Genomic DNA, 25,259 nt, shown 5'->3' on the forward strand with positions numbered 1-25,259 from the left:
CCGCTCTTGCACATCATTCGAACGCCCTGTCGCGACGCGGGCGCAAGTTACGCAATGCAAGCGCGACCAGGAACAGCGCCGTCAGGATCAACACGATCGTCGGCGCAGGTGCCGCGTCTAGCCAGAAGGACGCATAGGTCCCGGTGATGCCTGCAAATACGGCTACAACCACAGAGGCCACAAGCATGGAGGCGAAACGCCGTGTCAGCAGGAAGGCAACGGCGCCCGGAGCAATCAGGTAGGCAATCGACAGGATGATGCCCACCGACGACAGCATCGACACGATCGTTGCGGAAAGGATCGCGAGCAGGCCGTAATGTATCCAGCCGACCGGCAGCCCGATCATCTGCGCCTGCACCGGGTCAAAGCTATGGGCCAGAAAATCACGCCACTTGATCGCGAGGATCAGGGTCACCCCGCCAGAGATCAACCCGGCAGCCCAGAGTTCACCCGCGTCCACTCCGAGCATGTTGCCGAACAGAATGTGGTCAAGGTGGATCGATGACTCGATCTGCGTGTAGATCACGATGCCTGCGCCGAACATCCCCGAGAATACAATTCCCATCACGGTGTCCTGCTTGATCCGAGAGTGGTCCTTGATAAATCCCGTGATGAGGGCACAGAAAAGCCCTGCCAGAAACGCCCCGATTATCAAGGGTATCCCCGCGATATAGGCCAGCACGACACCGGGCAGAACCGCGTGGCTCATGGCATCCCCCATCAGCGACCACCCCTTCAGCACGAGGAAGGCACTCAGCATCGCCGCCGCGGGAGCGATCAGCACCACGACCAGCAGCGCGTTCTGCATGAAGGGAAACTGAAATGGCAGGAGCAGATCGCTCATTGAGCTGGCCTCCTCAAGGCGGCTTTCGCCCGTGCTCGCGCCGCCAAAAGCCCGTGTTTGGGCGCCAGGACCAGCGCGATGGCAAAGAGGGCGGTCTGCAAGCAGACGATGACGCCGCCCGTCGCTCCATCAAGGAAATAGCTGACATAGGCTCCGAACGCCGAGGTGATCGATCCGATCGCCACCGACAGTATCAGCAGCGACAGGAAGCGGTCAGTCAGCAGATAGGCGGTAGCCCCAGGGGTAACGACAAGCGCTATGACCAGGAATGCGCCGACCGTCTGCATCGCCGCAACGGTGACTGCCGACAGCAGCGTGAAGAACACCAGCTTCAGCGCGGTGACGTTCAGCCCGATCGACCGGGCATGGGCCTCGTCGAAGAACACCGCCAGAAGATCGCGCCATTTCGCAAGCAATACGACCAGTGACACGCCCCCAATGATCGCAAGCTGCAGCGTGTCGCCGGGTGTGATCGCAAGGATATTCCCCATGATGATCGTCTGGATCGACACGGCCATCGGGTTCAGGGACGCCATGAAGAGTCCGAGGCCGAAGAACGCGGTGAAGATCAGGCCGATGACCACATCCTCTTTCAGGCCGGACCTTTGGCGCAAAAATAGCATCGACAGCGCAGCGAGTCCCCCGGACAGGAAGGCACCGAGCGCGAAGGGCAGTCCGAGCATGTAGGCCCCCACCACGCCGGGGACCACCGAATGGGAAAGGGCGTCACCGATCAGCGACCAGCCCTTGAGCATCAAATACGCCGACAGAAAGGCGCAGACAGCCCCAACCAGTGCCGAGACCCAGATAGCGGTTGTCATGTAGCCATACTGAAATGGCTCCAACCAAGTCATGTAGAGTGCCCCTTAACCGTTCGGGCGCGATCATCGTAGATAACCAGTGGCCGTTCATCGTCTGTGAAGATGTTGAGCTTGCGTGGGTCCTCATCCTCGTGCAGCCGCTGTCCCTCCAGCAGGAAGTGCCGCAAAACGCCACCGAAGGCTTCCTTCAGGTTCTCGGGGGTAAATACCTCCGCCGTGCGTCCGTGGGCCAGCACGGTTCCCTTCACCAGGACAACATGGTCACAAAACTCGGGAACTGATCCGAGGTTGTGCGTGGCGACCAGCATGACCCGCCCTTCCTCGCGCAGGTCACGCAAGAGGGCGATGATCTGTTCTTCGGTCGTCACGTCTACACCCGTGAAGGGCTCGTCCAGCAGGATGACCTGAGCATCCTGCGCAAGTGCCCGCGCGAGGAAGACGCGCTTTTTCTGCCCTCCGGACAGCTCGCCAATCTGGCGGCGGCGCAATTCGCTTATGTCCACCCGTGCGAGCGCTGCGGCGACGGCTTCGTGATCGGCAGGCCGTGGCCTGCGCAGAAAGCCCATATGACCGTAACGCCCCATCATCACCACGTCCTCGACCAGCACGGGGAAAGTCCAGTCGACCTCTTCGGCCTGCGGGACATAGGCAATGGCCTGGCGCTTCATCATCGTACGGACCGGTTCGCCAAGGATTTCGATCTTGCCCGTCGAGACCGGGACGAACCCCATGAGAGCCTTGAACAGAGTCGACTTGCCGGCTCCATTCACTCCGACCAGGGCCGTGATCGTTCCGCGCGGAATCGTAAAGCTGGTGTCGCGCAGCGCGGTGTGGCCATTGCGGTAGGTGACTGTCAGGCCTTGGGCGCGGATGCCGACGTCAGTCATTCCTGCAACCCACCCACGATCGTTTCGGATGTGACCCGCAACAGGTCCAGATAGGTCGGCACCGGGCCGTCGGGTTCCGAAATACTGTCGACGTAGAGTACGCCGCCATATTCCGCACCGGTCTCACGCGCAACTTGGCGCGCCGGTTTGTCTGAAACCGTGCTTTCAGAAAAAACCACGGGGATATTATGTGCGCGCACTGTATCGATCACCGCGCGCACCTGCTGCGGCGTCCCCTGCGCATCGGCGTTGATCGGCCAGAGGTACACTTCCTGCAGATCGAAATCGCGGGCGAGGTATGAAAACGCGCCCTCGGATGTCACGAGCCAGCGACGCTCCGGGGGCAGCGCGCGCGCGGTCGCGCGCAGTGGCCCTATGACCTCTGCGATCTGTCGCTTGTAGGCTTCGGCATTCGCCGCATAAGTCTCGGCATTGGACGGATCCGCCTTGCTCAGGGCGTCACGAATATTGTCGACATAGATCTCGGCGGAATCCAGCGCCATCCAGGCATGCGGGTTGGGCTTGCCGGCATAATCCCCGCCAGAGATCGCGATCGGCACCACGCCATCGGAAATTGTCGCGTCGGGAACGTCACGCAGGTTCGAGAAGAACTGCTCGAACCAGCGTTCAAGAAACAGCCCGTTCCAAAGGATCAGGTCTGCGTCCTGCGCCTTCACCAGGTCGCGCGGAGTGGGCGAATAATCGTGAATCTCGGCGCCGGGCCTCGTGATCGAAACGACCTCGGCCGCGTCGCCCGCCACATTCTGCGCCATATCCGCAATGACCGTGAAGGTCGTGACGACCTTGAGCTTGCCTTCGGCGCAGGCAGGTCCGGCAACTGCCGATAGTGCCAGACTCGCAATCAATCCCAGAACTGCCGTTCTGCCGGTCATCGCCATCTCCTATTCCTGTTCGCCCTAAATGCATCTCGGAATGATTTGCAACTGTCAAGGAGAATGCAAATCATTTGCATCTGGCACTTGCATGCTTCCCATGAAATGCGCGAAAAAAAACCATGAACGAAATCGACCGCCGAACCGAGAAACTCACCAGCGCACTGCGTGACGCAGGGGTGCGCATTACGCGTCAAAGGGCCGCTCTGCTGTCGGTTCTGGCTGAGGCCGAGGACCACCCCGAAGCGATCGAGTTACAACGTCGTGCGGAAGGCGTCGTGCCCGGCATCTCGCTCTCGACCGTTTATCGAACACTGACAGAGCTGGAGTCCCAAGGTGTTATCCTGCGCCATCAGTTCGCGGGCACGCCTGCCCGGTTCGAGCACACCGAGACGACGCACCATGACCATATGATCGACGTGGATACCGGCGAGGTGGTGGAATTCGCCAACGACCGGATCGAGCGCCTTCAGGCCGAGATCGCGGAAGCGATGGGTTATGAGATCGTGCACCATCGGCTTGAACTTTACGTGCGCAGGAAAAGCAGCACGCGAACTGCGGAGTGAATGTCGCTTTGTGAAGGAAGGTCCGTTTCGCGGGCGTCCAGCGGCAACGGAGTACGTCCTCAATGTTAGGGCGCTGGGCCTGGGACACATAAGCAGGCCATCACAGTCGTGGTCAGAGCGACGGCGGAGAGGGCGATCTTCGGCCACTCGTCCTAACGTGAAGAAAATCCCTTTGCCTACCGAACATGAATTCGATCCGGCTCCGGCGGCACTGGTCGTATTGGATGGGGTTGTCGCGGAACCCCTCGGTCCGGAATGCTGGGATGTATCCCCCTTTTCTTTCAGCGCGTCGCGGAACCAATCAGCATGATAGAACCCCTCGGAGCGCAGCCAGTCCCCTTATGGACGGCTCTTCGGCAGCGCGGCAGGGCCGGTATCGTCGCTGACCTGACACGCAGTCATGAGAGACTTGGATTGGCAGCCCCAGGGGTCCGCTGCCGGTCAACCGCTACGTGATCATGGTGCTGATCCTGGTGCTCTACCTGCTCCTGGGCTGCGTGCTTGACTCGATGGCCATGGTGGTTCTGACCGTGCCGATCCTGTTCCCGGTCGTGACCGGTCTCGGGTTTGATCCGATCTGGTTCGGCGTGCTGGTGGTTGTCGCGATCGAGCTGGGGCTGATCATACCACCTATCGGGATGAACGCCTTTGTCATCAACTCGGTCGAGTGCGATATCGGTCTGGCGACCATCTACCGCGGCCTTGTGCCCTTCATTCTAATCGACGTCATCCGTTGGGGCGTGCTTCTGGCCCTCCCCTCAATCGCGCTGTTCTTGCCAAACCTGATGTAATGCGTGGCCGGTCCGGAGGGCGCTGCTCCGGACCGGCCGGCTAGACTTTGTTCAACGTCGATCAAGATGCAAAGTCACCGCCGCGGCCTACGCGGCGCCATTGCGCCGATCCTATCCAAAACGCACTATCTCTTTCCGCGGGCCGACTTACCCTTAGGCCTTTCGTAGGGCTATGTAACCGGCGAGTTGCGAGGCGGGCGTGGATCTTGGTGACCCGGCGCTCGGAGTGCTTCGCGATGAGGCATTGGCCCCACCGATTCACACGGGTGTGTACTGGTTCAGCCGCCGGGTTCGACGGAGCATCGGTCCGTCGTCGCCTTCAAGCGCGCAATCTCTGACCTTGGGCGATCCAAGGATGGGTCTCTCATCAGCCGCGCCATGGTCGCGCAATGATCGACCGATCATGAGGGCCCGATGTTGAACGCGCAGTTGTTCACGCAGCGTGAAATATCTACGCGCTCAGCTTCCGCTGGTGTCCTGATCCGGGCGCCCGGTTGCCGCCCTGAGGGGGGCACGGCTCAGATCGTTGTTTGCATCCGCAATCTTGCGCATCAGGGAAAGCAGAGTTGCGCGCTCATCGTCGCTAAGATCAGCAAAGATGACTTCCTGCGTGCGGCGCACTGCGGGCCAGATCGTCCGCAGCACCGAGGCGCCGCGCTCGGTCAACCTCAGCGTCCTCGCGCGGCGGTCGCTTTCGCAAACCGTGCGCTCGATCAGACCGCGCGCTTCAAGGCGCGAGATGACCCCGCCGATGGTTACCCGGTCATAGGCGATCAATCCCGCAAGCGTTGCCTGGTCGATGCCGGGGTTTTCTTCAAGCATGCTCAGTGCAGCGAATTGCACCGGCGTCAGATCAAAACCCGCTGCCGCCGTCTCTGCCGTGAATGCCGAAACAGAGATCTGGTGCAGTCGGCGAATGAGGTGCCCGGGAAGATCATAGATGACGGTCATGTCTTGGTCGCTAGTCCAACTTTGTCTCTTGGGCAAGAGATTGATCCACCGCCGCCCCCCTGAAAAAGATGATATGTGCACTCATCATATTTGACACGCATACTAATAATACGCATACTACCTATTAATTCGAGTCGCTTTAGGGAGGAGTGCCGATGGAAAACGCGATGCAACCCGAGGATACGCCTGAGCTGCGGAAGCTTTATGCCGACTTCAAGGCACAGCACCTCAACCCGCTCTGGACCCAGCTGGGCGACCTGATGCCGCGTCATCCGCGGCCGCTGGCCAAGGCGCATGTCTGGAAATGGGCAGACCTCCATCCGCTGGCCCAGACCTCGGGCGAACTGGTGCCGGTGGGTCGCGGCGGCGAGCGCCGCGCGATCGGTTTGGCCAACCCCGGCCTTGGCGGCGAGGCCTATATCACCCCCACTCTGTGGTGCGCGATCCAGTATCTCGGCCCTAAGGAAACCGCGCCGGAACACCGTCACTCGCAAAACGCCTTCCGCTTTGTCGTCGAGGGCGAAGGCGTCTGGACAGTGGTCAACGGCGACCCCGTGCGTATGTCGCGTGGCGACTTCCTGCTGACGCCGGGTTGGAACTTCCATGGCCACCATAACGAGACCGACAAGCCGATGGCCTGGATCGACGGGCTCGACATCCCCTTCTCGTTCCAGAATGACGTGGGCTTCTTCGAATTCGGCTCGGATCGGGTGACCGACTACGCGACGCCGAACTACTCGCGCGGCGAGCGGCTGTGGTGCCATCCGGGCCTGCGCCCTCTGTCAGGGCTGCAAAACACCGTCTCCTCGCCGATTGGCGCCTATCGTTGGGAATGCACCGATGCCGCCCTGACCCAGCAACTGCTGCTGGAGGACGAGGGCCACCCCGCGACGGTCGAACAGGGCCACGCCGCAGTGCGCTATATCAACCCGACGACCGGCGGCGACGTGATGCCGACGATCCGGGCCGAGTTCCACCGCCTGCGCGCGGGCTGCGAAACACCGATGCGCCGCGACGTCGGCTCGACCGTCTTCCAGGTCTTCGAGGGCCGGGGCGCGGTTGTGATGGGCGGTGTGACCCACAAGGTCGAGAAGGGCGATATCTTCGTCATCCCCTCCTGGATCCCGTGGTCGCTTCAGGCCGAGACGCAGTTCGACCTGTTCCGCTTCTCGGATGCGCCGATCATCGAGCGGCTGAACTTCAACCGCACCCTGATCGAAGACCGCGAGCAATGAGCACGCTGGACGAGGCGCGGGAAGCCCTGCGCCTGCTTCAGGGCCTTGGCGCGCGCTACGACGCGCCTGAGGCTCCGGCCCAGGCCCTGGCGCTTGCCCGCAGCGGGACCGCCTATTTCGCGCGCAAGCTCAATGAGCTGAGCGACGTCGAGCTTTACGGCCCTTCCCGCGTGACGGGTTGGACGCGGGCGCATGTGATCTGCGATGTCGCCTATCAGGCCCGCGCGATTGCCGCGCAGGCCGAGGCGCTGACTGCGGGCTCTCCGGCCCCGCCGTTCTACGAAAGCGAGGCTGCGCGTCTTGAGGCGATCGATCTGGGCGCGACGCTGCCCCCGCGCGCCCTGCGCCACCTTGCCGACCACTCGGCGGTGCATCTGGATGTCGTCTGGCGCGATCTTCCGGGTGCGTGCTGGTCTGCGCGGGCCAGCGACGCGCAAGGCGCCGACCGCGCCATGAGCGACACCGCGACCGAGCGCACAAGGCTGCTTTGGCAGGCCGCGCTCGACCTCGATAACGGGGCGCGTCTGCGCGACGTGCCCGTGCAACTGCGCCCGCAGACTGCGCACTGACACTCAACAAGGAAACGTCGATGACCAAAGCCACCCTGTTCCCCAACCCCGAATGGCCGAGCGTGCCGGTGAAAGGCGAAGCCGCCGAATACCCGGTGCATCGCATCTTCTGCGTGGGCCGCAACTACGCCGCCCATGCCGCCGAGATGGGCGTGGCGGTGGACCGCGAGGCGCCGTTCTACTTCACCAAGTCGGCCCTGATGACCGAGCAGAGCGGCGCGACTGTGCCCTACCCGCCGGGCACCACGAATTTCCACTACGAGATGGAACTGGTCATCGCCATCGGCGCACCGATCTTCAAGGGCGACACGGAGGCCGCCGCCAAGGCGATCTACGGCTACGCGAGCGGCCTCGACATGACCCGCCGTGATCTGCAACTTGCGGCCCGCGCCAAGCAGCGCCCCTGGGATCTGGGCAAGGATGTCGAGCAATCCGCCGTCATCGCGCCGATCACCAAGGTCGCCGATTATGCCGCCATCGGCCCGCAGCGCATCCATCTGGAAGTGAACGGCGAGATCCGTCAGGACGCCAAGCTTGAGGACCTGATCTGGAAGGTCGAGGAAATCGTCAGCCACCTGTCGCATTACTACCACCTCGTGCCGGGCGATCTGATCATGACCGGCACGCCGGCGGGCGTCGGCGCGGTCGTGGCGGGTGACGTGATCACCGGGGGTATCGACGGTCTCGCGCCGGTCTCGCTGAACGTCGGGGCGGCCGAATGATCCGCTTTCACGGATATTTCCGCAGCTCTTCGGCCTATCGCTGCCGGATCGCCTTCAACCTGAAGGGGGTCGGCTACGATTTCGTCTCGGTGCATCTGCGCCGGGACGGTGGCCAGCAGAAGACGCCGGAGTATCGTGCGAAGAACCCGCAGGCACTGGTGCCGACGCTGGAGGCGGGCGAGTTCCGTCTGACCCAGTCGCTGGCAATCATCGAGTGGCTCGACGAAACCCACCCTGGCCCGAAACTGCTGCCCGAGGATGCCAATCTGCGTGCACAGGTGCGTGCCTTTTCGCAGGTCATCGCCTGCGACATCCATCCGCTGCAAAACCTGCGGGTGCTCGATTATCTCAAGGGAATTTTCGGCGCCGATCAGGCGGCGCTTGATGCCTGGTGCGGCCGCTGGATCGCGGATGGCCTGGCAGCCTGCGAGGCGCTTCTGGCCGAACGCGCGCCCTCGACCTTCTGCTTTGGCGAGGCGCCGAGCCTGGCCGATATCTGCCTTGTGCCGCAGGTCTTTTCCGCCGCGCGCTTCGGCACCGATCTGACCGCGATGCCGCGCCTGCGCGCCATCGCCGCCGCCTGCGAGGCGCTGCCGGCCTTTGCCGACGCGCATCCCAAGAATCAACCGGACTGGGAGGCCTGAGGGAGGGCACCCAGTTCACACTCTGTATAGTCATGCTCAGGGAGGATCAGTCATGACCATTGCAAACTTCACCAGCCGCGCGGTTCTGGCGGCACTGATGACCACGGCCGCCGCCATGGCCGCCGAGGCGCGCGAGCTGCGCATGGGCGTCATCACCCCGCCCAGCCATGTCTGGACCAAGGTAGCCAACCGTATCGCCGAGAAGCTGCCCGAGGCCACCGGGGGTGAGCTGAGCGTGGCTGTCTTCCCGGCGGGCCAGCTTGGATCTGAGCAGGAAATGTATCAGCAGATGTCCACGGGCCTGCTCGATGCGGGTCTCATGACCGCGGCCATCACCTCGCTGCGCGCGCCCTCGATGCAGGGTTGGTTCACGCCCTACCTGTTCGAGGATGTCTCGGCCGCGATCAAGGCTTCGGAAACGCCGGCGGCGGGCGAGATGCTCAAGGAGCTTGATGCCGCTGGCCTGCACGGTCTGGGCTACACCTTCGCCGGTATGCGCCACATCCTGATGAAGGATGCGCCCGCGACCTCGGCCGCTGATCTCGCCAACAAGAAGATCCGCATCGTGCCCTTCCCGGCGATGAAGACCTGGTGGGAATCGGTCGGCGCCGTGCCGACGCCGGTCAACCTGACCGAGGTCTACCAGGCGCTGCAAACCGGGCTTCTGGACGGCATCGACATTGACCTCGACGCGCTCGTCGGCCTCAAGTTCGGAGAGGTGGCCAAGGGCCTGACCATCACCGACCACATGGCCTTCCCCGCTGTCATGGTCGTGTCGGACATGGCCTGGTCGGGCATGTCGGCCGAAGAACAGGCCGCCTTCACCACCGTGGTGAACGAGGCGCTGGCCTGGGGTTCGGCCCAGCAGATCGAAGCCGAGAAGGCCAACCTTGCCACCCTAGAGGCGCAGATGGATGTCGTGACCCTCGAAAACGGCAAAGAGGCTTTCACGGCCGCCAATGACGCGGTTCAGGCCAGCTTTGCCGCTTATCCGCTGATCGCGCAGTTCCAGGCCGAAGTCGCGGGGCAGGCGAAGTGAACCTTTTCCCGGTTCTTTCGGGGGGGCTGGTCCGGCTTGAACGCTGGGCCAGCAGACTCCTGGTGATCGGCTTTGTCGGGCTGATCGTGGCCAATGTGGGGATGCGCTACCTTGCCGGGCGGCCCATCGTCTTTGCCGAGGAACTGGCGGCGATCCTGCTGGTCTGGCTGACGCTGGTCGCGGTATCGATTTCGATCCACGACAAGGCCCAGATTGGGGTCACGCTTTTGTCCGATGCACTGCCCGCACAGGCGCGGCGCGTGCTGGACATCGTGGTCTGGGCGTTGGTCGCCCTGATGCTTGGCTCCTTGCTGAAGGCCGGTGTGACCTGGGTCCGCTCGCCCGCGGTTTCGTTCGAGCAGGTGATCACCACGGGCTGGTCGAAAACCCCGTTCTTCACCATCTTCCCGATCTTCTGTGCCTCGGCCCTGGTCCATGCGCTGGCGCATCTGTCGCGCGCGACCGGCGTCTTGTGGGAGCATCTCAAATGACGGGTCTTTCCTTCCTTCTGCTGATGCTGAGCGGTATGCCGGTCGCCTTCGTGCTGATCGGCGCAACGCTGGTCTTCATGTTCGTGGCCGATCGGATGCAATTGCTGACGGCCATCCCGCAAATCGCCTTCGGCTCGGTCGAGAATTTCGACCTGCTGGCGATCCCGCTGTTCGTCCTGTTGGGCGAGATCATGAACGAAAGCGGCCTGACGCGGCGCATCATCATCGCGGTGCGCGTCTGGCTGACGCGCGTGCCGCATAACCTTGTCATCGTGAACCTTGTCTCCAACCTGGCGCTGGCCGCGATCATGGGCTCGGCCACGGCGCAGATGGCGGTGATGAGCCGCGTCGTCGTCCCCGAGATGGAAAAGGACGGCTACAACCGGGGCTATGCCGCGGGCCTGACCGCCGCCGCGGGCCTTCTGGGGCCAATCATTCCGCCCTCGATGATCTTCATCATCTTCGGCGTCATCGCGCAGGTCTCGATCGCCGACATGTTCACTGCGGGGATCGTGCCTGGCGTGACGCTCTTCGTGTTCATCCTGGCGCTGGCGTTGATGCAGGCGCGCAAGAACCACGACCCCTCGGCTTCGGGCGCGGGGATGCCGACCGGCTCGAAGCTGCGTGCGACATTGCCGGGCGTTGCGACCATGGCCATACCGGCGGTCATCGTGGGGGGCATCTCGTTTGGCATCTTCACGCCCACCGAGTCCGCCGCCGCCGCCATCGTTGTTGCGCTGATCTTCGGCGCGGTCATCTTCCGCGAACTGCCGCTGAACCGCCTGCCCGCGATCATCGACCGCACCGTGACCAACTCGGCCGTGGTGCTGTTCCTGATCCTCGCGGCCAAGATCTTCGGCTGGGTTTTGACGTTCAACCAGATCCCGCAGCACGTCGCGGATTTAATTGTCTCGCTGACCGACAACCCGACGATCTTCCTGCTGCTGATCGTTGCGTTCCTGTCCCTCGTGGGCATGTTCCTCGACGGGATCGCGGCGCTGATCATCCTGACGCCGATCCTGCTGCCCGTCGCTGTTTCGAACTATGGCATCGACCCGATCCAGTTCGGCGTCGTCATGGGGCTTACGCTGGTCCTTGGCCTGCTGACCCCGCCGGTCGGAACGGGCCTCTATATCGCGGCGGCCCTTTCGAATGTCTCGATCCTGCGGCTCTCGCGGCTGCTCGTCCCTTATGTGCTGGCGACCCTGGTCGTCATTCTGATGGTGGTCTTCCTGCCCTGGATGGTGCGCCCGTTCTGAGGCGCCTTCCGCTTTCCTGAAAACTGAAACACGGCCCGGCCCCTCGCCCGGGTCAACGGAGGAGAATTGTCATGACCCAAGAACTACCCATCCTGATCGCCGGAGGCGGCATCGGCGGCCTCGCAACCGCTATCGGCCTTGCGCAAAAGGGCATCCGCTCACTGGTGCTGGAAAAGGCCCCTGAACTGGGCGAGATCGGCGCCGGCATCCAGCTTGGCCCGAACGCCTTCCATGCCTTCGACTATCTCGGCGTCGGCGACGAGGCCCGCGAGATGGCCGTCTATGTCGACAACCTGCGCCTGATGGACGCGATCGCCGGGACCGAGATCACCCGTATCCCGCTGGATGAGGCCTTCCGCGCCCGTTTCAAGAACCCCTATGCGGTGATCCATCGCGGCGATCTGCATGGCGTCTTCCTGCGCGCCTGCCGCGAGCATCCGCTGGTCGACCTGCGCACGAACTCCGAGGTTGCTGACTATGAGCAAGATGGCACCTCGGTCACCGCGCTTCTTGCCTCGGGCGAGCGCGTGACCGGGCGCATCCTGATCGGCGCCGATGGCCTGTGGTCGAACATCCGCAAGCGCCTCGTCGGGGACGGAATGCCGCGCGTCTCGGGTCATACCACCTACCGCTCGGTGATCCCGACCGAGGACATGCCCGAGGATCTGCGCTGGAACGCCGCCACGCTCTGGGCCGGGCCGAGGTGTCACATCGTTCACTACCCGCTCAAGGGCTGGAAGCTGTTCAACCTCGTGGTCACCTATCACAACGACGCCCCCAGCCCCGAGGCTGGCGTCAGCGTGACCCATGACGAGGTCAAGAAGGGCTTCGAGCATGTCGCCCCCGTCGCGCGCCAGATCATCGACCGCGGCCAGAACTGGAAACGTTGGGTGCTGTGTGATCGCGACCCGGTGAGCAACTGGGTCGATGGCCGCGTGGCCCTGTTGGGCGATGCCGCGCACCCCATGCTGCAATACTTCGCCCAGGGCGCCTGCATGGCGATGGAGGACGCGGTTGCGCTGGCCCATTGCCTCGACACGAACGCGGATCACGATGCGGCGCTGGCGCAATACCAGGATCTGCGCCGCCTGCGCACCGCCCGCGTGCAGCTGCAATCGCGCGAGATCGGCCAGCATGTCTATCACCCGGCGGGCGCACATGCGCAGCTGCGTAACGCAGTGATGAGCGCCAAGTCGCCCGAGAACTGGTATGATATCGTCGACTGGCTCTATGGCTCGACCGGGCTGGAAGGCGCGGTCTCGGCCGAGACGCATAGGCGGTAATCAGGATAGGAGCGGCCTCTCGATGCGGGCGCCTCGCCGCGCAACCCGCATCGCATGAGTGCCGCGTCCTACCGGGCGTAAGCATGAAGGTTGCAGCGAAGGGCGCCGCGCCGGCACATCGGGTTTCCTGATCCGGACATGGACGCGAGCCTGACCGAGGTTCCGATTGGGTGCCGTTCAGATCCGACCGCGGCCTGTTTTGCGCCGTTGCGTCGTCTGCTCAGCGCGGGATGCCGCTCGCGATGACCGGCGGGTTGTTCAGTCGTCGCCTTCAGGCGAAAGATCCGGCCGGTGCCGATGTGCAAGTTCGCGCGCCGCGTCGATCCCGATCCCGGTGGTGCAGAGCAGGCGCACGACCGTACTCGAGATTTCCTCTTCCGACATTTCGCCAAGCGTGATCGCAAGGCTTACGCCAATGATCGCGTGGCAGGCCATGCGCCAGATCAGCTCGGCATCGTCGGCGTGGAACCGCCCGGCCGCGGTCGCCTGCTGCAAGTCGCGGATCGCATAGGGACCCATCCGGCGATACATCGCATCGGCAAGCACCTCCGAGCGGTTCAGCAGCTGTCGCCAGCGGATGTCGCGCGTGGCCGCCTCAAGCACGGTCCGAATACCGTAGGCATAGACCTGCGCGGGGTCGTCGAACGTATCGGTGACCCGCTCGATCCGCACCGCAAGCGAGGACATCATCTCCTCGAGCACCGCAACCGCCAGCTCATCCTTCGACTTGAAGTAGTTGTAGACGGTGCCGGCGCCCACGTCGGCACGCTCGGCGATCTCAAGCATCGTGGCGCCGTCCACGCCCTTCTCGCTCATGATCGCGCGGGCGGCGCGGATCAGGGCCTCGCGTACAAGCCGTTGACGGCGGGCAACGCGGCCTTCGGCGGGCGGTTCTGCTGTGTTCATCGGTTCAGGCTCCGGCAGGACAGGGTGCGCGCAAACGTGCCTCGCGCCCGCATTCAGAAGTGAATGCATTCATCTTTGATTGCAAGCCGATTCGGAATTGCCTCCAGGAACGACGCCCTTAGGCCGCAGACCTTCGCTGCGGCTGCAAATTGCGTCGCCGGGTTCGGGGCGACATTTCTTAGTAAATTGAGCTAGATAACGCGGCTTCTGCGGATGCGAATATGGTTCGTAATTGCCGAATGATCAAACTTGACGATTATTCACGTTGTGCCTTACCGTTTAGACATACCGGCCATAGCCACAGGGAATGGCTTGTCCGGATGGGAGAGATACGACCGCTCGGCGGTTCAGGGAGAGATCGACATGACAGTCAAAATGGCTGGCGCGCCCTCGGCGGCGGCGCCTTACGATACCGATGTGGCCATCGTGGGCGGAGGCCCCGTGGGCACGTTCCTTGCCATCATGCTGGGCAAGCGCGGCAAGAAGGTGACGCTGATCGAGCGCTGGACCGAGGCCTATGGCCGCCCGCGCGCCGTGACCTATGACCACGAGATCGCGCGCATCCTCGCGCTGCTGGGGATCGACAGCGAAAACGACAGCGCGATCAACTACCACGACGAACTGTATTACTGGAAGGACGCGAACCGCGAGAACCTCCAGATCGTCGATTGGCAATCGACCTCGGCCTCGGGGTGGCGGGTGCGCTACTGGTTCAACCAGCCGGAGCTTGAACTGCGCCTGACCGGCATCGCCGACAAGTGCCCGACCGTGACGCAGATCCGCGGCTTCGAGGCGAGCGGCATGGAGCAGGACGCCAATGGCGTGACGCTGACCATCAAGCGCAATCCGATCGAGGATCCGGCCAGCTCCGAGACCCAGACGATCCGTGCGAAATTCGTGGTGGGGGCCGATGGCGCCAACAGCTTCGTGCGTGAGGCGCTTGGCATCGAGAACGAGGACAAGGGCTATTTCTTCGACTGGCTCATCCTCGATATGCTGCCCAAGTTCGACTACGTGGCCTCGCGCCCGGGCGAACCCGCGCAGTGGCAGCTCTGCGACCCGAAGCGTCCGACGACGATCGTTCCGGGTGGCCCGGGTCCGGTTCCGGGCGGCCCCGCGCGTCGCCGCTGGGAATACATGGTGCTACCGCACGAAGACCCGGCGGTGCTGCAAACCGAGGCGCATGCCTGGAAGCTGCTCGCGCCCTGGGGTCTGACCCCCGAGAACGCCGAGCTTGAACGCTCCGCCGTCTATCGTTTCCAGGCCCGTTGGGCCAAGGAATGGAACAAGGGCCGCTGTGCCATCGCCGGTGACGCTGCCCACCTGATGCCGCCCTTCGCCGGCGAGGGGATGTGTGCGGGTCTGCGCGACGCCTTCGCGCTGAGCTGGCGCCTAAACGGGATCCTTGAGGGCAAATACGGCGTCGAGGTGCTCGACAGCTACACGACCGAGCGCAAGGAACACGCCAAACACTACATCAACTTCAGCCAGGATCTGGGCAAGATCATCTGTATCTCGGACCCGGAGCAGGCCGCCGAGCGCGATGCGGCGATGAAGGCTGACCTGGCAGCGCGTGGCAACAAGCCGGTCCCAACCGATATCTGTCAGCTTGGGCCGGGCGCCTGGGTGGCCGAGGCGGCCCATGCGGGCGAGCTTTCGGTGCAGGGTGTGGTCGAGTCGAACGGCCTGCGCGACCGCTTCGATCAGGCGGTCGGTGCGGGCTGGATGGTACTGGGGCTGGAGGCCGATCCGGCCGAGGCGCTCGGTGCCGAGCGGCTATCGCAGCTTGCCCGGATCGAAGGCCGGACCTTGCGTCTTGGCAAGAAAGGCACGCATTGCGATGCTGTCGATGCTGAGGGCACCTATGCCAAATGGCTTGGCGGGATCGGTGCGAAATACGTGCTGCTGCGCCCCGACTTCTACGTTGCCGCAACGGCCGCCTCGGCGGATGAGCTGCGCCGTGGCTTCGATACGGTGATCGCAACGCTGGCGCTGCCCGCGCAGGCCGAAGCGGCGGTGGCGTGAGCAGGTCATGACCGGCATCGCCCCGTTTCAATTCTCAATCAACCCGGGCCGGATTGTCTTCGGCCCGGGGAGCCTGGCCCAGGCCGCCACCGAGATCGAACGCCTTGGCTGCAAGCGCGTGCTGATCGTGGCGACGGCCTTCCAGAAAAATGATGCCGAGGCGCTGGCTGAAGCCCTTGGTCCGCAGGCAGCCGGGGTCTTTGCCGAAGCCGCGATGCACACGCCCGTCGAGGTCACCGAGAAGGCCATGGCTGCCTATGCCGCGGCGGGCGCCGACGGTGTGCTGACCTATGGCGGTGGCTCGACAATCGGCCTAGGCAAGGCGATTGCGTGGCGCAATGATGCGCCGCAGATCGTCGTGGCCACGACCTATGCCGGGTCGGAGGTGACGCCGATCCTTGGCCAGACCGAGAAGGGTCTCAAGACCACGCTCCGCGACCCCAAGGTCCTGCCGAAAACGGTGATCTATGACCCGGAGCTGACGCTGGGCCTGCCGGTGGCGATGAGCGTGGCCTCCGGGCTCAACGCCATGGCCCACGCGGTCGAGGGGCTTTACGCGCAGGACCGCAACCCGGTCTCGAGCCTTCAGGCCACCGAGGGCATCCGTGCCCTGCGCGCGGCGCTGCCGGTGATCGTGCGCGATCCGTCCAACCGTGCGGCGCGGGGCGAGGCGCTTTATGGTGCCTGGCTCTGCGGCACGGTTCTGGGCACGGTCGGCATGTCGCTGCACCACAAGCTTTGCCACGTCCTCGGCGGCAGCTTCGATCTGCCCCATGCCGAGACCCACGCGATCATGCTGCCGCATACGGCTGCTTTCAACGCCGCGGCCGCGGCCGATGCGCTTGCCCCGGCAGCGGCGCTGTTCGGTGGCGCGATCGGCGCCGGGCTTTACGACTTTGCTTCATCCATCGGTGCGCCCAAGGCGCTGCGCGATCTGGGTCTGCTGGAGACGGACCTGGATCGCGCCGCCGATATCGCGGTGAAGAACCCCTACTGGAACCCGCGGCCCGTCGAGCGTGACGGCATCCGCGCGCTCCTGCAGCGGGCCTGGGAGGGAGCCAGACCCGAATAACTCACTCGAACAGGCAACAGGGAGAAACGCCATGTTCACCAGACGCAATCTACTCAAGAGCGGCGCAGCACTTGCCGCAAGTTCCTTCGCGCTGCCCGCTCTGGGCGGGAATGCGAAGATCCGCATCGGCTATGTCAGCCCGCAATCGGGCCCACTGAGCGCCTTTTCCGAGGCCGACAACTTCATGGTCGCGCAGTTCCTCGAAGTCGCCAAGGCGCAGGGCCTGGATGTCGAGGTCATCGTCAAGGACAGCCAGTCTAACCCGAACCGTGCCGCCGAAGTGGCGCGCGAGCTGATCACCCGCGATCAGGTCAACCTGATCCTCGTGGCCTCGACGCCAGAAACCACCAACCCGGTCTGCACCATCGCAGAGGCCGAGGAGATCCCGGTGATCTCGTCCGTCGCCCCGTGGCAGCCGTGGTTCATCGGCCAGCAGGGCAACCCCAGCGATCCGGGCAGCTGGCAGCCCTTCGACTATGTCTATCACTTCTTCTGGGGGCTTGAGGATAACATCGGCGCCTTCCTGCGGATGTGGGACAGCGTGCAGACCAACCGCAAGGTGGGCGCGCTGTGGCCGAACGACGGTGACGGCAACGCCTGGGCCTCGGAGGTGGGGATGCCGCCCGCCGCCGCTGCTGCGGGGTTCGAGCTGACCGATGCGGGCCGCTACCAGAACCTGACCGACGACTTCTCGGCCCAGATCAACGCCTTCAAACGCGCCGAGTGCGAGATCATGACGGGTATCCCGATCCCGCCCGACTTCACCACCTTCTGGACCCAGGCCATGCAGCAAGGCTTCAACCCCAAGGTGGTCTCGATCGCCAAGGCGCTCTTGTTCCCCGAAAGCGTCGTGGCGCTCGGCGATCTGGGCCACAACCTGAGCTGCGAGCTGTATTGGTCGCCCGCGTTCCCCTACAAATCCTCGCTCACCGGCGACAGTTCGGCGGATCTGGCGGGCAAGTTCCAGGAGGCCGCCAAGCGTCAGTGGACCCAGCCCGTGGGCTTCACCCATGCTCTGTTCGAAGTGGCGGCCGATGCGCTCAAGCGCGCCGAGGACCCGACCGATGGCGATGCGCTGGCCGAGGCGATTGCGGCGACCAGGCTCGATACGGTCGTCGGCAACATCGGCTGGGGCAAGGAGAACGTCCCCGAGTTCGCGCGCCGCAACGTCGCCAAGACCCCGCTTGTGGGCGGTCAGTGGCGCCGGAAGGAAGATGGCAGCTTCGATCTGGTCATCGTCGAGAATGGCAACGCACCCGAGATCCCGCTTGGCGGCACGCTCGAGCTGCTGGCCTGAGGAATTGGCACCCCGGTTCGCCGGGGTGCCATGGACACAACCATGGCCATACTCTCATTGCAAAACGTGTCGAAAAGTTTCGGCGCGCTCAAGGTTACCGACGACGTCCGCTTCGAGCTGGCCGAGGGTGAGGCCCTGGGCATCATCGGTCCCAATGGCGCGGGCAAATCGACCCTGTTCAACCTGATTGCGGGCAATCTGCGCCCCGATGAGGGCGTCATCACCCTGAGCGGGCGCGACGTGACCGGCGAAAGCCCGATGCAGCGCTGTGCCAGCGGCGTTGGGCGCTCGTTCCAGATCCCGCAGCCGTTCGGGCATCTGTCGGTCTATGAAAACCTGCTTGTCGCGGCACGCTTCGGCGGCGGGGTCTCGGGGCACGATGCCCCGGCCCTGTGCATGGACATCCTGCGCCGCACGGGTCTTGCCGAGAGCGCCGCAAAACCTGCCGGCAGCCTCTCGCTGCTCAGCCGCAAGCGGCTTGAGCTGGCCCGCGCGATGGCCACCCGCCCGCGCGTCATCCTGCTTGATGAGATCGCGGGCGGGCTGACCGATGGCGAATGCGTCGAGCTGGTCGCCACGATCCGCGGCATCCACGGCGAGGGTATCGCGATCATCTGGATCGAGCATGTCCTGCATGCGCTGACCTCGGTGGTCGAGCGGCTGATGGTGCTCAATTTCGGCAAGATGCTGATGATCGGCGCCCCGGACGAGGTGATGGCCTCGCCCGAGGTCAAGGAAATCTATCTGGGGATCGAGGTATGAGCGAAGGTGAACCGCTTCTGGCCGTTGAGGCCCTGACTGCCCATTACGGCGACTTCCAGGCGCTGTTCGGCGTCGATCTGCATCTCGATCCGGGCGGCTGTGTGGCCATCATCGGGGCGAATGGCGCAGGCAAGACCACGCTGATGCGCACTATCGCGGGCATCCTGCGGGCGGGTGCCGGGCGTGTCCTTCTGGACGGCGCCGAGATCCAGCGCCTTGCCGCCCCCGAGGTGTTGCGCCACGGCGTTGCAATGGTGCCCGAGGGGCGCAAGCTCTTCCCCTCGCTCTCAGTCGAGGAAAACCTGCTGATCGGCGCGCATGAGCGCAAGGGTGACGGGCGCTGGAACCTCGAAACCATCTACGACCTCTTCCCGATCCTGCGCGAGCGCCGCCGCAACCCGGGCACCGCGCTTTCGGGCGGGCAGCAGCAGATGGTTGCGATCGGGCGCGCACTGATGTCAAACCCGCGCGTTCTGCTCTGTGACGAGATCAGCCTTGGCCTTGCGCCGGTGGTGATCCGCGACATCTACGCCGCCGTTCCGCGCATCCGCGAAAGCGGCACCGCCATCGTGGTGGTCGAACAGGACATCGGGCAGGCGCTCAAGATCGCCGATTACGTCTATTGCATGATGGAGGGCCGCGTCACGCTGTCGGGCCGCCCGTCCGACCTGAGCCGCGAGGCCATCCACGACGCCTATTTCGGAGTGTCCCATGATCTGGCTTGATACGCTGGTGCAGGGGGTGCTTCTGGGCGGCCTCTATGCACTTTTCGCCGCGGGGCTCAGCCTCGTCTTCGGCATCATGCGTCTGGTGAACCTTGCGCATGGCGACCTGATCGTTTTGGCCGCCTATGTGATCCTCGGGATCTGCTCGGCCACGGGGATGAACCCGTTTATCGCCGCGACGCTGGCGCTGCCGGTGATGTTCGTCTTCGGCTGGCTGTTGCAGACGCATCTCTTCAACCGCGTTCTGGGAGAGGATATCCTGCCGCCGCTGCTGGTCACCTTCGGCCTTTCGGTGGTCACGCAAAACCTGCTGCTGGAATTCTTCAGCGCCGACAGCCGCAAGCTGGCCATGGGCGCGGTCGAGGCGCAATCGGTCACGCTTGGCCCCTTCACGCTGGGGTTGATCCCGCTGGCCACGCTCGGCTCGGCCTTCGCGGTGATCTTCGCGCTCAACCAGCTGTTCTACCGCACCGCGCTTGGCCGCGCCTTCCGGGCGACCTCGGATGACCGGGTGACGGTGCAGCTGATGGGGATCTACCCGCAGAAGGTCTTCGCGATCGCCACCGGCATCGCGCTGATGGTGGCGACGCTGGCGGCGCTTTACCTGGGCGCTCGCGCGAACTTCGACCCGACCATCGGTCCGGCGCGCCTGCTTTATGCCTTCGAGGCCGTGATTATCGGCGGGCTTGGCAGCCTCTGGGGTACACTCGCCGGAGGACTCGTGATCGGCGTCGCGCAGGCTTTCGGTGCGGCGATCAACCCGGAATGGCAGATTCTTGCCGGGCATCTGGCCTTCGTGGCCGTGCTGCTCGTGCGCCCGCGCGGCCTCTTCCCGCGCGCCAACGACTGAGGAGCGGACATGTCTTCTTCATTCTCGAAAGGGTCCGCACGCAGCCTGGGGATCGCGATTGCCGTGGTACTGGTCCTGGGCATGATCGCGGTGCCGGTGATCGGCTCGCGCGCGCTGGTGCAGGATCTGTTCTCGGTGCTGACGCTTCTGGTACTGGCGTTGAACTGGAACATGCTGGCCGGTTTCGCCGGGCTCGTCTCGGTCGGGCAGCAGGCATTCGTCGGGATCGGCGCCTATGTGATGTTCGCCTGCACCATCCTGTGGGGGCTTGATCCGCTGGTCGGGGTGCTGGTGGGCGGGGTCGCCGCGATGCTGTTCTCGATCCCGATGGCCTTCTTCGCCTTCCGCCTGAATGGCGCCTATTTCGCCATCGGCACCTGGGCTGTGGCCGACATCGCGAGGCTGGTCGCAAGCCAGTGGACGGCGCTTGGCGGCGGCACCGGCACCTCTCTGCCAAAGGGCACGACGAAGGACATGTTCGGCGTGCCCTTCGTCAAGGATCTGCTGGATGTCTCAAGCGCGGCGGCCGCGGATGCGGTGACCTATTGGCTGGCACTGGCGCTGGCACTGGCGATGCTGACGATCAGCTATGTCTTCCTGCGCTCCAAGATGGGGCTGGGGCTGCAAGCCGTGCGCGACAACCTTGAGGCTGCGCGCTCGGTCGGCATCAACCCCACGCGGCTCAAGGCGCTGGTCTTCACGCTTTGCGCCTTTGGCACTGGGCTGACCGGGGCGTTGATCTTCATCCAGATCACCCGCGTCACCCCGCAAGCGGCGTTTGCCGTGATCGACTGGACCGCCTTCGTGATCTTCATCGTGGTGATCGGCGGTATCGGCACGCTGCCGGGGCCGATCCTGGGTGCGCTGGTCTTCTACGCGCTTGAGCGGCTGCTCGCTGATTATGGCACGGTCTATCTGATCGCTCTTGGGCTGCTGGGGATCGCGGTGATGCTGTTTGCCCGCCGCGGCCTCTGGGGCCTGATCACCGATCGCACGGGCTTTGATCTGCTGCCGCTCGGCCATGCGCCGCCCGCCCCCCTTTCCGAAACGCGCCAACCCGTCCCCGAAAGGACCTGACATGACCAAGTACTTCACCGAAGAAAGCTCTGTCGAGACCGTCAACGCCCGGATGGGCGAGGACATCAACCCCCGCCTGCGCGAGGTCATGGCCTGCCTGATCAAGCATCTGCATGCCTTCGCCAAGGAAATCCACCTGACCCAGGACGAATGGGATCTGGGCATCGACTTCCTGACCAAGACGGGCCAGATCTGCTCGGACGAACGGCAGGAGTTCATCCTGCTCTCGGATACGCTCGGCTTCTCGATGCTGGTCGATGCGATCAACAACCGCCGCCCGCCGGGCGCGACCGAGAACACCGTCTTCGGCCCGTTCCACGTCGCCGGCGCCCCCGAGCGCAAGATGGGCGATACCATCTGCCTGGATGGCAAGGGCGATAGTTGTCTGTTCGAGGGTCGCGTGATCGACCTGCACGGCAACCCGATCGAGGGCGCGCGCGTTGATGTCTGGTCGGACAATGCCGAGGGCTTCTATGACGTCCAGCAGCCCGGCATCCAGCCGAAGTGGAACAATCGCGGCATCTTCGTCACTGGGGCCGATGGCAAGTACAGCTTCGTCGGCATCAAGCCCGTCTGCTACCCGATCCCCGATGACGGCCCGGTGGGCAAGATGCTGGGGCAGCTTGGGCGCCATCCCTACCGTCCGGCGCATGTCCATTATCTGGTCACTGCGCCCGGCTTCCAGAAGCTGGTGACGCATACCTTCGTGGGCGACGACGATTACATCGAGAGCGACACGGTCTTCGGCGTCAAGGCCACGCTGGTTGCGCCTTTCGAGCGCACCGTGGAAGGGCCGCAGATGTGGCGCTCGCCCTTCGATTTCGTCCTGACCCCGGTCTGATATGGCCTCCGGCGCCCGGAGCCTTCGGGCGCCGCCCCCTGACAGGAGCTGCGCGAATGCCCAATGTGAAACTCTATGTCGATGACACGGTCTGGCCTGCACATGCAGAGACGCTGCGCGCGAGTTTGCAGCCGCTGCGCGAACTGCTCTGCGTTGAATTGGCCGTGTCGGTCGAGGCCTGCCAGCTGGCCATCGTTCCGGTGATCGGGTTGGCGGACCAGCCGCAGGTGAATATCGAGCTGGCAATCCTGCCGCGTCCCGAACGCACGCCCGAAAAACTGCGCGCCTTGGGCGAGACCCTTCGCGGGAGGATCGCTCCGGCAAGCGGCGGGGCGCGGGTGGCGGTGCGCTACACGACGCTCGATCCCGTGACCTACGTCGCGCTGAAGTAAATCCGAAATTCGTCGGCAGGCCCAGCAGGGCCAGTCGCAACCATGTGCCCGGCAGACGTCGGGCGCAGAGGGTCTCGGCCATCCAACGGCCGCGACCAACGGTGTCGGCTCGCCCATGCGCCGCCGCATCCTTCGATCTGCATGAAAAGGGAGGAAACCATGCAATCTGCGAAACTAATGACGGCCGCCGGGGTGCTGGCGCTTGGGCTCGCTGGCCCTGCGCTGGCGCGCGAACCCGGCGTGCCGACCTCGATGCCGGTGGGCGGCACGATGGGCGTCCCGGTGGGCGCCTCGCCGCCGCCCGGCCTTTACCTGAGCAGCCGCACCGGCTTTGCCGAGTTCAGCCTATATGACGAGAACAGCGATGAGGTTGGGGTGGACCTGTCGGTTCGCGACACCGCGTTTCAGTTCATCTGGGTGCCGGGCACCAAGCTCTGGGGCGGCGACTACAAGGCGCTGACGACTATTCCGCTGCTCAGCATCGACCAGACGCTGTCGGCGGGGCTTGGCGGCGGGCAGGCGGATCGCCTGTCCTTCGGTCAGATCGAGGTACGCCCGCTGGACGTCTCCTGGCAGGTCGAGCCGGGCATCTTCGTCAGCACCGGCGTCAGCGTCTTCGCGCCCACCGGGAACTGGAGCGCCTCGGAGGCGGTCAACACGCAGGGCAATTTCTGGACCGTCGCGCCGAGCGTGGGCTTCAGCTACCTGCGCGATGGCTGGAACGCCTCGCTCCACGCGATCTATTTCACCAACACGCGCAACAACGACAACGACTACAAGTCGGGCGACGAACTGGTGGTGAACATGACCGCGCTGAAGGATGTCGGGGGGTGGAGCATCGGCCCCGTCGGTTACTGGCGCAAGCAGATCACCGAGGATGACAACAACGGCAGCGCCTTTGGCGGCGGCACGGCTGGCAAGGCCGAGCAACTGGGCCTTGGTCTCGGTGTTACGCGCCGGATCGGTGCGGCTGAGCTGAACGTCAACTTCACCAAGGACATCGAGCACAAGAACACGGTCGCGGGCGATCGGCTCTGGGTGAACGTCACGCTGCCGCTTGGCAAATGAAGAAAGGCGGCCCAGGTGTCGGGGCCGCCATCCGATATTCGGGGATCAGACGCGCTCAAGCGCGATGGAGATACCCTGACCCACGCCAATGCACATGGTCGAGAGCGAGCGCTTGCCGCCGATCTTCACCAGTTCAAGCGCCGCCGTGCCGGTGATCCGGGCGCCGGACATGCCAAGCGGGTGGCCAAGCGCGATCGCACCACCGTTCGGGTTCACGCGCGGGTCGTCATCGGCGATGCCAAGGTCGCGCAGCGTGGCAAGGCCCTGCGATGCGAAAGCCTCGTTCAGCTCGATCACGTCGAAATCCGCCTGGGTCAGACCAAGCCGCGCCATCAGCTTCTTCGAGGCCGGCGCCGGGCCGAAGCCCATGATCCGCGGCGCGACACCTGCCGCCGCACCACCCAGCACACGGGCAATCGGGGTCAGGCCATGGCGCTTGATCGCCGCCTCGGAGGCCAGGATCAGCGCCGCGGCACCATCGTTCACGCCCGACGCATTGCCTGCCGTGATCGTGCCACCCTTCTTGACGAAGGCCTTGAGACTGGACAGCGCCTCAATCGTGGTCGCGCGTGGATGCTCGTCGCGGTCCACGATCTTCGGATCGCCCTTGCGGCTGGGGATCTCGACCGGGGTGATTTCCGAGGCGAGACGCCCGTTTTCCTGCGCCGCGGCGGCCTTGGCCTGGCTGCGCAGCGCGAAGGCGTCCTGATCCTCGCGCGAGATGGCGAAATCCTCGGCCACGTTCTCGGCGGTTTCGGGCATTGAATCGACACCGTATTGCGCCTTCATCAACGGGTTGACGAAGCGCCAGCCGATGGTGGTGTCATGCACTTCGTTCGAGCGCGAGAAGGCGCTTTCAGCCTTGGGCATGACGAAGGGCGCGCGCGACATGCTCTCGACGCCGCCCGCGACGATCAGATCAGCCTCTCCGGCCTTGATGGCCCGTGCCCCCGCGATAATCGCATCCATCCCCGAACCGCAGAGCCGGTTGATCGTGGTGCCCGACACCTCGACGGGCATCCCGGCGAGGAGCAGAGACATGCGCGCGACGTTGCGGTTATCCTCGCCCGCCTGGTTGGCGCAGCCAATGATCACGTCATCGACGGCGGCCCAATCGACGCCCGCATTGCGCGCCATCAGTGCGCGCAGCGGCACCGCGCCGAGGTCATCGGCGCGCACCATCGACAGCGACCCGCCAAAGCGCCCGATGGGGGAGCGGATATAGTCGCAGATATAGACTTCGGTCATC

Annotated in this window: 27 protein-coding genes; 20 read left to right on the forward strand and 7 right to left on the reverse strand. The window is 64.3% G+C overall.

Annotated elements, in window-relative coordinates; translation table 11 throughout:
• Positions 1-13 precede the first annotated feature (13 nt).
• From LZA78_RS06495 to LZA78_RS06510, 4 genes are read right to left on the reverse strand one after another with little or no spacing between them, the layout of a single operon-like run.
• Positions 14-844: a metal ABC transporter permease gene (locus LZA78_RS06495; RefSeq protein WP_233676127.1), complete on the reverse strand. Its 831-nt coding sequence runs from the start codon at positions 842-844 to the stop codon at positions 14-16.
• Positions 841-1,698, reverse strand: a complete 858-nt coding sequence (locus LZA78_RS06500; RefSeq protein WP_233676128.1) for a metal ABC transporter permease — start codon at positions 1,696-1,698, stop codon at positions 841-843. The genes LZA78_RS06495 and LZA78_RS06500 overlap by 4 nt, the downstream gene beginning before the upstream one ends.
• Positions 1,695-2,552, reverse strand: a complete 858-nt coding sequence (locus LZA78_RS06505) for a manganese/iron ABC transporter ATP-binding protein (RefSeq protein ID WP_233676129.1) — start codon at positions 2,550-2,552, stop codon at positions 1,695-1,697. Before LZA78_RS06505 ends, LZA78_RS06500 begins: the two co-directional genes overlap by 4 nt.
• Positions 2,549-3,445, reverse strand: coding sequence for a metal ABC transporter substrate-binding protein (locus LZA78_RS06510; RefSeq protein ID WP_233676365.1), 897 nt, complete (start codon positions 3,443-3,445; stop codon positions 2,549-2,551). The genes LZA78_RS06505 and LZA78_RS06510 overlap by 4 nt, the downstream gene beginning before the upstream one ends.
• A 122-nt stretch (positions 3,446-3,567) precedes the next feature.
• Between LZA78_RS06510 and LZA78_RS06515 the strand changes: the two genes are divergently transcribed.
• The gene (locus LZA78_RS06515) at positions 3,568-4,011 is read left to right on the forward strand and encodes a Fur family transcriptional regulator (RefSeq protein WP_233676130.1); all 444 of its coding nucleotides are present in this window, start codon (positions 3,568-3,570) and stop codon (positions 4,009-4,011) included.
• 458 nt (positions 4,012-4,469) lie between these two features.
• Positions 4,470-4,802: a TRAP transporter large permease subunit gene (locus LZA78_RS06520; protein WP_233676131.1), complete on the forward strand. Its 333-nt coding sequence runs from the start codon at positions 4,470-4,472 to the stop codon at positions 4,800-4,802.
• Positions 4,803-5,261: 459 nt separating this feature from the next.
• Here LZA78_RS06520 and LZA78_RS06525 read toward each other — a convergent pair whose 3' ends face one another.
• Positions 5,262-5,753 carry a MarR family winged helix-turn-helix transcriptional regulator gene (locus tag LZA78_RS06525; RefSeq protein ID WP_233676132.1) on the reverse strand — a complete coding sequence of 164 codons (492 nt, stop codon included), beginning with the start codon at positions 5,751-5,753 and terminating at the stop codon, positions 5,262-5,264.
• A gap of 155 nt (positions 5,754-5,908) precedes the next feature.
• Here LZA78_RS06525 and LZA78_RS06530 point away from each other — a divergent pair, with 155 nt between their 5' ends.
• The 8 genes from LZA78_RS06530 to LZA78_RS06565 all read left to right on the forward strand — a co-directional run bounded on the left by LZA78_RS06530 (position 5,909) and on the right by LZA78_RS06565 (position 12,995).
• A complete protein-coding gene (locus tag LZA78_RS06530) occupies positions 5,909-6,988 on the forward strand; it encodes a cupin domain-containing protein (protein ID WP_233676133.1) in 1,080 nt (359 codons plus the stop codon).
• Positions 6,985-7,557 carry a maleylpyruvate isomerase N-terminal domain-containing protein gene (locus LZA78_RS06535; protein ID WP_233676134.1) on the forward strand — a complete coding sequence of 191 codons (573 nt, stop codon included), beginning with the start codon at positions 6,985-6,987 and terminating at the stop codon, positions 7,555-7,557. The genes LZA78_RS06530 and LZA78_RS06535 overlap by 4 nt, the downstream gene beginning before the upstream one ends.
• Positions 7,558-7,577: 20 nt before the next feature.
• Positions 7,578-8,279: a fumarylacetoacetate hydrolase family protein gene (locus tag LZA78_RS06540; RefSeq protein ID WP_233676135.1), complete on the forward strand. Its 702-nt coding sequence runs from the start codon at positions 7,578-7,580 to the stop codon at positions 8,277-8,279.
• Complete coding sequence (gene maiA, locus LZA78_RS06545; protein ID WP_233676136.1) at positions 8,276-8,923, forward strand: maleylacetoacetate isomerase; 648 nt, start codon at positions 8,276-8,278, stop codon at positions 8,921-8,923. The genes LZA78_RS06540 and maiA overlap by 4 nt, the downstream gene beginning before the upstream one ends.
• A 52-nt stretch (positions 8,924-8,975) precedes the next feature.
• On the forward strand, positions 8,976-9,962 hold the full coding sequence (locus LZA78_RS06550; RefSeq protein WP_233676137.1) for a TRAP transporter substrate-binding protein: 987 nt from the start codon (positions 8,976-8,978) through the stop codon (positions 9,960-9,962).
• A complete protein-coding gene (locus LZA78_RS06555; RefSeq protein WP_233676138.1) occupies positions 9,959-10,453 on the forward strand; it encodes a TRAP transporter small permease in 495 nt (164 codons plus the stop codon). Before LZA78_RS06550 ends, LZA78_RS06555 begins: the two co-directional genes overlap by 4 nt.
• The gene (locus tag LZA78_RS06560; protein ID WP_233676139.1) at positions 10,450-11,712 is read left to right on the forward strand and encodes a TRAP transporter large permease; all 1,263 of its coding nucleotides are present in this window, start codon (positions 10,450-10,452) and stop codon (positions 11,710-11,712) included. Before LZA78_RS06555 ends, LZA78_RS06560 begins: the two co-directional genes overlap by 4 nt.
• A gap of 71 nt (positions 11,713-11,783) precedes the next feature.
• The gene (locus LZA78_RS06565) at positions 11,784-12,995 is read left to right on the forward strand and encodes a 3-hydroxybenzoate 6-monooxygenase (RefSeq protein ID WP_233676140.1); all 1,212 of its coding nucleotides are present in this window, start codon (positions 11,784-11,786) and stop codon (positions 12,993-12,995) included.
• 258 nt (positions 12,996-13,253) lie between these two features.
• On the opposite strand, the gene LZA78_RS06570 is transcribed toward LZA78_RS06565, so the two are convergent.
• Entirely contained in the window at positions 13,254-13,901 is a 648-nt protein-coding gene (locus LZA78_RS06570; RefSeq protein ID WP_233676141.1) for a TetR/AcrR family transcriptional regulator, read from the reverse strand.
• A gap of 363 nt (positions 13,902-14,264) precedes the next feature.
• On the opposite strand from LZA78_RS06570, the gene mhpA reads away from it, so the two are divergent.
• From mhpA to LZA78_RS06620, 10 genes are all read left to right on the forward strand, one after another.
• A complete protein-coding gene (gene mhpA / locus LZA78_RS06575; RefSeq protein ID WP_233676142.1) occupies positions 14,265-15,926 on the forward strand; it encodes a bifunctional 3-(3-hydroxy-phenyl)propionate/3-hydroxycinnamic acid hydroxylase MhpA in 1,662 nt (553 codons plus the stop codon).
• Positions 15,927-15,933: 7 nt separating this feature from the next.
• Complete coding sequence (locus tag LZA78_RS06580; RefSeq protein WP_233676143.1) at positions 15,934-16,998, forward strand: maleylacetate reductase; 1,065 nt, start codon at positions 15,934-15,936, stop codon at positions 16,996-16,998.
• Between the two features lie 31 nt (positions 16,999-17,029).
• The gene (locus LZA78_RS06585; protein ID WP_233676144.1) at positions 17,030-18,295 is read left to right on the forward strand and encodes an ABC transporter substrate-binding protein; all 1,266 of its coding nucleotides are present in this window, start codon (positions 17,030-17,032) and stop codon (positions 18,293-18,295) included.
• A gap of 42 nt (positions 18,296-18,337) precedes the next feature.
• Positions 18,338-19,057: an ABC transporter ATP-binding protein gene (locus LZA78_RS06590; RefSeq protein WP_233676145.1), complete on the forward strand. Its 720-nt coding sequence runs from the start codon at positions 18,338-18,340 to the stop codon at positions 19,055-19,057.
• A complete protein-coding gene (locus tag LZA78_RS06595) occupies positions 19,054-19,782 on the forward strand; it encodes an ABC transporter ATP-binding protein (protein ID WP_233676146.1) in 729 nt (242 codons plus the stop codon). The genes LZA78_RS06590 and LZA78_RS06595 overlap by 4 nt, the downstream gene beginning before the upstream one ends.
• Complete coding sequence (locus LZA78_RS06600) at positions 19,769-20,632, forward strand: branched-chain amino acid ABC transporter permease (protein ID WP_233676147.1); 864 nt, start codon at positions 19,769-19,771, stop codon at positions 20,630-20,632. The genes LZA78_RS06595 and LZA78_RS06600 overlap by 14 nt, the downstream gene beginning before the upstream one ends.
• A 9-nt stretch (positions 20,633-20,641) precedes the next feature.
• A complete protein-coding gene (locus LZA78_RS06605; protein WP_233676148.1) occupies positions 20,642-21,709 on the forward strand; it encodes a branched-chain amino acid ABC transporter permease in 1,068 nt (355 codons plus the stop codon).
• 1 nt (position 21,710) lies between these two features.
• The gene (locus LZA78_RS06610) at positions 21,711-22,550 is read left to right on the forward strand and encodes a dioxygenase family protein (protein WP_233676149.1); all 840 of its coding nucleotides are present in this window, start codon (positions 21,711-21,713) and stop codon (positions 22,548-22,550) included.
• Between the two features lie 56 nt (positions 22,551-22,606).
• The gene (locus tag LZA78_RS06615) at positions 22,607-22,942 is read left to right on the forward strand and encodes a hypothetical protein (RefSeq protein WP_233676150.1); all 336 of its coding nucleotides are present in this window, start codon (positions 22,607-22,609) and stop codon (positions 22,940-22,942) included.
• Positions 22,943-23,101: 159 nt separating this feature from the next.
• On the forward strand, positions 23,102-24,010 hold the full coding sequence (locus tag LZA78_RS06620) for a SphA family protein (RefSeq protein WP_233676151.1): 909 nt from the start codon (positions 23,102-23,104) through the stop codon (positions 24,008-24,010).
• Positions 24,011-24,055: 45 nt separating this feature from the next.
• Here the strand turns inward: LZA78_RS06620 and pcaF are convergent, their stop codons facing one another.
• A complete protein-coding gene (gene pcaF, locus LZA78_RS06625) occupies positions 24,056-25,258 on the reverse strand; it encodes a 3-oxoadipyl-CoA thiolase (protein ID WP_233676152.1) in 1,203 nt (400 codons plus the stop codon).
• Between the last annotated feature and the right edge of the window lies 1 nt (position 25,259).

Origin of the sequence: Rhodobacter flavimaris (assembly GCF_021378075.1) — a bacterium.
GTDB classification, from domain to species: Bacteria; Pseudomonadota; Alphaproteobacteria; order Rhodobacterales; family Rhodobacteraceae; genus Rhodobacter; species Rhodobacter flavimaris.

Excerpts from the sequence above, each read along its gene's own strand:
- LZA78_RS06505 (WP_233676129.1), bottom strand. The coding sequence starts at position 2,552 with ATGACTGACGTCGGCATCCGCGCCCAAGGCCTGACAGTCACCTACCGC.
- LZA78_RS06495 (WP_233676127.1), bottom strand. The coding sequence starts at position 844 with ATGAGCGATCTGCTCCTGCCATTTCAGTTTCCCTTCATGCAGAACGCG.
- LZA78_RS06565 (WP_233676140.1), top strand. The coding sequence starts at position 11,784 with ATGACCCAAGAACTACCCATCCTGATCGCCGGAGGCGGCATCGGCGGC.
- LZA78_RS06605 (WP_233676148.1), top strand. The coding sequence starts at position 20,642 with ATGTCTTCTTCATTCTCGAAAGGGTCCGCACGCAGCCTGGGGATCGCG.
- LZA78_RS06585 (WP_233676144.1), top strand. The coding sequence starts at position 17,030 with ATGTTCACCAGACGCAATCTACTCAAGAGCGGCGCAGCACTTGCCGCA.
- LZA78_RS06530 (WP_233676133.1), top strand. The coding sequence starts at position 5,909 with ATGGAAAACGCGATGCAACCCGAGGATACGCCTGAGCTGCGGAAGCTT.
- mhpA (WP_233676142.1), top strand. The coding sequence starts at position 14,265 with ATGACAGTCAAAATGGCTGGCGCGCCCTCGGCGGCGGCGCCTTACGAT.
- LZA78_RS06510 (WP_233676365.1), bottom strand. The coding sequence starts at position 3,445 with ATGACCGGCAGAACGGCAGTTCTGGGATTGATTGCGAGTCTGGCACTA.
- LZA78_RS06580 (WP_233676143.1), top strand. The coding sequence starts at position 15,934 with ATGACCGGCATCGCCCCGTTTCAATTCTCAATCAACCCGGGCCGGATT.
- pcaF (WP_233676152.1), bottom strand. The coding sequence starts at position 25,258 with ATGACCGAAGTCTATATCTGCGACTATATCCGCTCCCCCATCGGGCGC.
- LZA78_RS06615 (WP_233676150.1), top strand. The coding sequence starts at position 22,607 with ATGCCCAATGTGAAACTCTATGTCGATGACACGGTCTGGCCTGCACAT.
- LZA78_RS06570 (WP_233676141.1), bottom strand. The coding sequence starts at position 13,901 with ATGAACACAGCAGAACCGCCCGCCGAAGGCCGCGTTGCCCGCCGTCAA.
- LZA78_RS06520 (WP_233676131.1), top strand. The coding sequence starts at position 4,470 with ATGGTGCTGATCCTGGTGCTCTACCTGCTCCTGGGCTGCGTGCTTGAC.
- LZA78_RS06600 (WP_233676147.1), top strand. The coding sequence starts at position 19,769 with ATGATCTGGCTTGATACGCTGGTGCAGGGGGTGCTTCTGGGCGGCCTC.
- maiA (WP_233676136.1), top strand. The coding sequence starts at position 8,276 with ATGATCCGCTTTCACGGATATTTCCGCAGCTCTTCGGCCTATCGCTGC.
- LZA78_RS06525 (WP_233676132.1), bottom strand. The coding sequence starts at position 5,753 with ATGACCGTCATCTATGATCTTCCCGGGCACCTCATTCGCCGACTGCAC.
- LZA78_RS06595 (WP_233676146.1), top strand. The coding sequence starts at position 19,054 with ATGAGCGAAGGTGAACCGCTTCTGGCCGTTGAGGCCCTGACTGCCCAT.
- LZA78_RS06560 (WP_233676139.1), top strand. The coding sequence starts at position 10,450 with ATGACGGGTCTTTCCTTCCTTCTGCTGATGCTGAGCGGTATGCCGGTC.
- LZA78_RS06535 (WP_233676134.1), top strand. The coding sequence starts at position 6,985 with ATGAGCACGCTGGACGAGGCGCGGGAAGCCCTGCGCCTGCTTCAGGGC.
- LZA78_RS06620 (WP_233676151.1), top strand. The coding sequence starts at position 23,102 with ATGCAATCTGCGAAACTAATGACGGCCGCCGGGGTGCTGGCGCTTGGG.
- LZA78_RS06540 (WP_233676135.1), top strand. The coding sequence starts at position 7,578 with ATGACCAAAGCCACCCTGTTCCCCAACCCCGAATGGCCGAGCGTGCCG.
- LZA78_RS06610 (WP_233676149.1), top strand. The coding sequence starts at position 21,711 with ATGACCAAGTACTTCACCGAAGAAAGCTCTGTCGAGACCGTCAACGCC.
- LZA78_RS06515 (WP_233676130.1), top strand. The coding sequence starts at position 3,568 with ATGAACGAAATCGACCGCCGAACCGAGAAACTCACCAGCGCACTGCGT.
- LZA78_RS06550 (WP_233676137.1), top strand. The coding sequence starts at position 8,976 with ATGACCATTGCAAACTTCACCAGCCGCGCGGTTCTGGCGGCACTGATG.
- LZA78_RS06500 (WP_233676128.1), bottom strand. The coding sequence starts at position 1,698 with ATGACTTGGTTGGAGCCATTTCAGTATGGCTACATGACAACCGCTATC.
- LZA78_RS06590 (WP_233676145.1), top strand. The coding sequence starts at position 18,338 with ATGGCCATACTCTCATTGCAAAACGTGTCGAAAAGTTTCGGCGCGCTC.